The following is a 5702-nucleotide window of genomic DNA, read 5'->3' as shown; positions in this document are numbered from 1 at the left end:
GTGCAGGTGCCGGTGCGGGCGGCAGCACGGGAAAGCCGCCGCCGCTGCCACCGCCACCGCAGGCTTGCAGCAGGGCCAGGCCAGCAGTGCCGGCACCGAAGCCGAGCAGGTGGCGGCGGTTCAGGCGCGAGGCGACGACGTCGTTGAAGGTGCGGTTGTCGGTGGTGTTGTGGCCGATGTCATCAGGGTCGACGGCAGCGACGTTCTGCCGGGGAGTGGCGGTCATGCGAACTTTCTTTCGTGGGGCATGGTTGAAAAACCCCGGTACGCTAAAAGTTCAATGTGACGTCAGGAAGTCAGGTGCCGATCAGGCCCACGACTGTGGCGGTCATCGGCGCCTCGCCGCGGTGCCTCGACACCGACCTTCGAGCCGCTCAATTCCCCTGCTGCAGCAGGCGCACCGCGCTCTCGTACATCGCGACGTTGTGAAAGGCCGCGAGGCCGCCCGCGAGCAAAGCCATCACGGCGGCCACCGCGCTCGGCAGCACGCGCGTGGCGAACACCGCGACCACCATCAGCAGCGGCAGGAAGTGCGCGGCATAGAGGAAAGTTTCTTCGCCGTACACCAGATGCAGCAGCACCTGTCCGGCCAGCGTCAGCCCCAGCACCGCACCGAAGCGGCGCCATTGCGGCGAGCGCGCCAGGCCCCACGCGCCGGCCAGCAGCAGCACGGCCCACAGGGCGAGCGCCGCCACGCCGATCCATCCGGCCGAGCCCGGCGTGCTGAGCTGCACCGACAGCTGCGGCAACTGCTGCACCTCGTCGGCCGGCAGCGCCAGGATCTCGGGCAGGCTGAAGGTCGAGCCGAACATGCCCGCGAGCTTGTCCAGCCAGGTGCCGGACTCCTTGAGGTTCATGTAGTCGAACTCTTCGCGGCTGCCGAGGAAGAAGAACTTGGCGAAGCTGTAGATGAAGCGCTGTGGCACGGTCAGCACGGCCACCACGGCGAAGGCGATGGCGCTCAGGCCGAGCGCGCGGCGCCAGGGCCGCTGCACGAGCGCGAGCGCCAGCCCCGCCATCCAGTTGGTGACGGTGATGGCCAGGCTCGCGATGCTGGCGAAGACGATCAGCCGGTCGCTCACCGGTCGGTGGGTGGCGAGTGCGGCGACCAGCAGCACCCACAACAAGGTCAGCGACCCGGGCGCATAGGTCTCGGGCACCGAGAACCAGAACAGGAAGGCCGCGCTGCCGATCGCCATAAGCGTGAAGCAGGCGGCGGCGAAGCGGCCCGTGCCGAGCAGCCGGCACAGCGCATAGAAGCTGCCGACCCACAGCAGGCTGACCAGCCCGATGAAGCGCATCGCCGCCTGCAGGTCGGTGCCCGGCCACACGAGGCGCAGGCCGCTGACGAGCGGGTGGATGAGGATCGATGCGATCGGGTGGACCTTGGTGCGGTAGTGGTTGCTGCGCACGTCCACCATGTTGGCGAGCACCCGAGGCATGTCGGCCTGGAACCAGGCGTCGTAGCCCTGCTCGCGCGTGAACAGGCTCGGGGGCAGCTGCCGCGTCAGCGTGGCCAGCAACGCCAGTGCGAGCACGCCGAGCACGGCGGCGAGCAACGCGTCCCAGGCGAGCGCGCGCGCCCGCATCAGTCGGCCATCCAGAGCGCGGAGGCCGCGATGCCCAGCGCCAGGCGGCTGACCCAGTCGCGCGCGGCGAAGACCACCGGGTCGTCGTTGAGCGCGCCGCGCACGGCCTTGAGCCAGATGCGCATGGTCCAGAACAGGAAGACGGGGATGAGCACCCATAGGTACTCGGGGTCTTCGTAGCGCGCGAGCATCTCCTGGTCGTGCAGGTACAGGCCGAGCAGCAGCGCCGCCATCTGCCCGGCCGCGACGCCGGCGCACAGCACGAAGGGCACGTCGACCGGGTGGTAGCCGCGGTCGCGTTTCATGCGCCGCACGTCCTGCTCGCCGCCGTTGAGCTCCACGTAGCGCTTGGCCAGTGCGAGGCTCAGGAAGATGAACATCGAGAACGACAGGATCCAGAACGACAGCGGCAGCCCCGTGGCCGCGGTGCCGGCAGCGACGCGCACGGTGTAGAGGCCGGCCAGCGTGAACACGTCGACCACCGCCCGCCGCTTGAGGAAGACCGAATACGCCGTGGTGAGCAGCATGTAGAACAGCAGCACGCTCACGAAGGCGGCGGGCAGCATCGCCAGCGAAAGCACCAGCGAGGCCGCGCACAGCAGGCAGGCCACGATCAGCCCGGTCGATGCCGTGATCTCGCCCGAGGCGAAAGGCCGCATGCGCTTGCGCGGATGGCGGCGGTCGGACTGCAGGTCGAGCAGGTCGTTGAGCACGTAGATGCCCGAAGCCATCAGGCCGAAGGCCAGGAAGGCGAGCACCGCATCGAACACGATCGACTGCGTGAGTTCGTGCAGCACCGGCATCAGCGGCAGGAAGATCAGCACGTTCTTCAGCCACTGGTGCAGCCTCACGCCGTACAAGAAGCGCTTGAGCGGTGGCCGCGCCGGAACGATGCGCGACTCCACCGTGGTCAACCGGGCCGCGCGGCGCGCCAGCGCGTCGGAGCGGCCGACCACCACCGCGGACGCGGCGCCGCGCCACACCGCGAGGTCGACCGGGCCGTCGGCGGCGTAGCTGAAGGGCCGGCCACCGGCATCGGCCTCGATGGCCGCGCGCTTGGCCTCGCCGCGCAGGTTGCGCTGGCCGTCAGAGGCGAGCACCGCATCGAACAGCCCCAGGTGCCCGGCCACGGCCTGCGCCACGCGCGCATCGGCTGCGGTTGCCAGCACCGTGCGCCGGCCATCGGCGCGTGCGCGGCGCACCAACGCGAGCACCTCGGGGCGGTAGGGCAGCGTTTCCGCATCGAGCGTGGTGCGTTGCGCGATTTCGTGCTTGAAGGCGGCCCGGCCGCGCAGCAGCCACGACGGCAGCGACAAGAGCGCGAGCGGCTGGTCGCGCGCCAGCTGCAGCAGTGATTCCTGCAGCGAGTCGGTGGCGATCAGCGTGCCGTCGAGGTCGACGTAGAGCGGGCGCATCACGTCACCCTCGGCTCAAGACCACGACACCGACCAGGATGATGGCGATGCCCAGCACGCGGTTGGCGGTGAGCGGCTCGCCGAAGATCTGCCAGGCGAGCACGGCCGCGATAACGTAGCCCATCGAGAGCATGGGGTAGGCCACCGTCACGTCTACCCGCGTCAGCGCGAGGATCCACAGACCGGCGCTGATGAAATAGCACACCAGCCCGAGCAGCACCCAGGGCTGCGTGCCGGCCGTCCAGGCGGCGGACATCAGCGATGCGAGGCTGCCCATCGACACGTGCCCCAGGGACTTCGCGCCGGCCTTCAGCATGAGTTGCGCCGCCGAGTTCAGCAGCACGCCCGCGAAGATGATCGAGAAGGTGTGTAGCGTCATCGTGATTCCTGCCCTGGGTAGGCAGGAATCATGCCGCGCAATTTTTTCACTTGGGCCACAACACCCACAGGCGCAGTGGCTGATTGACGCGGGCGGCCAGCCGCCCCGCTTCGGCGCCTGTGCCCGCGAAGTAATCGGCCCGCACGGCGCCGACGATGGCGCTGCCGGTGTCCTGCGCCACGACCAGTCTCGCCAGCGGCGCGGACGGGCCTGGCGAAGCCAGCCAGACCGGGGTGCCGTAGGGAATGCTGTCGCGGTCGACCGCGATCGAGCGGCCGGCCGTCAGTGGCACGCCCTGCGCGCCGACCGGGCCTGCCGTGGCGTCGATGTCGGCCAGGGGCTCTTCTCGGAAGAACACGTAGCGCGGGTTGCTCCACAAGAGCTGCGACAGGCGCTGCGGGTTCTGTGCCACCCATTGCTTGGTGTCTTCGGGCCACAGGCTGACCTTGGTCACGCCCTGGCTCAGCAGCCATTGCTGCACGCTGCGGTAGGGCTGCTCGTTGGTGGCGGCGAAGGCCACGCGGATGGTGCGCTGCGCGCCATCGGGCTCGGTGATGCGCAGCCGGCCCGAGCCCTGGATGTGCAGCATCAGCACGTCGATCGGGTCGGCGAGCCAGGCGATCTCGCGACCGCGCAGCGCGGCCTGGGCCTGCGGCAGCGTGTCGATTTCCTGCCGCGTGAACCACGGCCGCCGCGCCACCAGGCCGGCCGGCGCCTGGTACAGGGGCACGGTGTGCATCGCGGTGGGGCGGCGCGAGGCTTCGAACACGGGCTCGTAATAGCTGGTGAGCTTGCCCTCGGCCTCACCTGCGAGCGATTCGACGCGGTAGGGCTGCAAGCGCTGGCGCATCCACTGGCGCTGCTCTTCGGTTTCGGCCAACGCCAGCTGCCGCACCTCGCGGCACAGCGGCGCGATGGCAGCGTTGGGCCGGGCGCAGTTGGCGATCATCGCGCTCCAGCCTTCGTGCAGCGCATCGTCCTCGAAGCCCGGCAGTTCGGACCATTGCACCGGCACCCAGCGGCTCTTGGGATGGGTCAACGAACCCGTGAGCGGCCCCAGGTCGCGCGGGGCGGCGGGGGGGGTGGCGGTCGTCGCGGGCGGTGGCGCATCGGTCTGAAGGGTACCGACCGAGCATGCGGCGAGCATTGCTACGATCGACAGCCCGACCAGCCACTGGAGTCCTCTGTTCATGGGTTTGATTTTGCTTGAAGCCTTGGGCGCAGGAATTCTGCTGGTGCTCATCGTGTGGTGGACCATGTTCTCGGGCCGCAAGCGGGGTGAATTGCATGACCATCCGGATGACCCGGCGGACGATCGGGTGCATCGGGCGCATCAGGGCGGGGCCGGGCAAAAAGCGCCTCCGTCCGACGAGCCGCCCGCGGGACGCTGACCATAATTTCCCCTCGCCGTTCCACAAGCGAACGAACTGACGAACGATCGAAGATCGACTGACGAAAGGGATCCCATCATGAAGAAATTCGTCCTGGCCACCTCCGCACTCGCCGTGCTGCTCTCGGGCTGCGCCGGCATGAGCGACACGCAACGCAACACAGGGATCGGCGCCGGCGTCGGCGCCCTGGGCGGCGCGGCCATCGGCTCCGCCACCGGCGGCAACAGCCGCGCCATCGGCACCGGCGCCGCGGTCGGCGCAGCCGCCGGCGCACTGGGCGGCTACCTGTGGTCGCAGCGCATGGAGGCGCAGAAGCGCGAGATGCAGGCCGCCACGCAAGGTACCGGCATCGCCGTCACGCAGACGCAGAACAACGAACTCAAGCTCGCGATTCCGAGCGACGTGTCTTTCGACACCGGCCGCTCCACCATCAAGCCGAACTTCGTTCCCATCTTGAACCAGTTCGCCAACGGGCTGCGCAACAACCCGAATGCAGAAGTGCGCATCATCGGCCACACCGACAGCACCGGCACCGACGCCATCAACAACCCGCTGTCGGTCGAGCGCGCGGCCAGCACGCGCGACTATTTGATCGCACGCGGCGTGCCGCAGCAGGCCTTCCGCATCGAGGGCCGCGGCTCACGCGAGCCGATCGCGGACAACAACAACGACGCGGGCCGTGCGCAGAACCGGCGCGTCGAAATCTACGTGGGTGAAAGGCCCCAGGGCTGAGGCACTCGAAGCCAGGCGCGCGACCCGCGCCTGGCCACACACCGGGTCACTTCAGGCCCACGCCCAGGGCCTGGATGAACGGCGCGAATGGCGCCGCCGGGTCCTGCCCCTGATCGAGCTGCCCGCACTTCAGATAGAGCGTTTCCGCCGTGTCTCTCGTGACGATCTCGGCGACGAAGTCGCGGCTTTGCCAGAA

Annotated in this window: 6 protein-coding genes and 1 pseudogene; 2 read left to right on the top strand and 5 right to left on the bottom strand. The window is 69.0% G+C overall.

The annotated features are described in order from the left end of the window. From B0W80_RS33640 to B0W80_RS33620, 5 genes and pseudogenes are all read right to left on the bottom strand, one after another. A pseudogene (locus B0W80_RS33640) lies at positions 1-226 on the bottom strand (phosphatase); the annotation flags it as partial. A 148-nt stretch (positions 227-374) separates the two neighbouring features. Next, the gene (locus B0W80_RS33635; protein ID WP_077003482.1) at positions 375-1589 is read right to left on the bottom strand and encodes a hypothetical protein; all 1215 of its coding nucleotides are present in this window, start codon (positions 1587-1589) and stop codon (positions 375-377) included. Then, complete coding sequence (locus B0W80_RS33630; protein WP_077003481.1) at positions 1589-3004, bottom strand: UbiA family prenyltransferase; 1416 nt, start codon at positions 3002-3004, stop codon at positions 1589-1591. Before B0W80_RS33630 ends, B0W80_RS33635 begins: the two co-directional genes overlap by 1 nt. A 4-nt stretch (positions 3005-3008) precedes the next feature. Further along, positions 3009-3383, bottom strand: a complete 375-nt coding sequence (locus B0W80_RS33625; protein ID WP_077003480.1) for a multidrug efflux SMR transporter — start codon at positions 3381-3383, stop codon at positions 3009-3011. A 46-nt stretch (positions 3384-3429) separates the two neighbouring features. Then, on the bottom strand, positions 3430-4575 hold the full coding sequence (locus B0W80_RS33620; RefSeq protein ID WP_077003479.1) for a murein transglycosylase A: 1146 nt from the start codon (positions 4573-4575) through the stop codon (positions 3430-3432). On the opposite strand from B0W80_RS33620, the gene B0W80_RS33615 reads away from it, so the two are divergent. Both B0W80_RS33615 and B0W80_RS33610 read left to right on the top strand, forming a co-directional pair. Next, the gene (locus tag B0W80_RS33615; RefSeq protein ID WP_077003478.1) at positions 4574-4774 is read left to right on the top strand and encodes a hypothetical protein; all 201 of its coding nucleotides are present in this window, start codon (positions 4574-4576) and stop codon (positions 4772-4774) included. The genes B0W80_RS33620 and B0W80_RS33615 overlap by 2 nt on opposite strands. Positions 4775-4852: 78 nt before the next feature. Further along, on the top strand, positions 4853-5506 hold the full coding sequence (locus tag B0W80_RS33610) for an OmpA family protein (RefSeq protein ID WP_077003477.1): 654 nt from the start codon (positions 4853-4855) through the stop codon (positions 5504-5506). The last annotated feature ends 196 nt before the right edge of the window (positions 5507-5702 follow it).

This window comes from Variovorax sp. KK3, assembly GCF_001984055.1.
GTDB lineage: Bacteria > Pseudomonadota > Gammaproteobacteria > Burkholderiales > Burkholderiaceae_C > Variovorax.
Note: the sequence above shows the minus strand (reverse complement) of the source record. Positions and strands in the feature narration are given on the sequence as shown.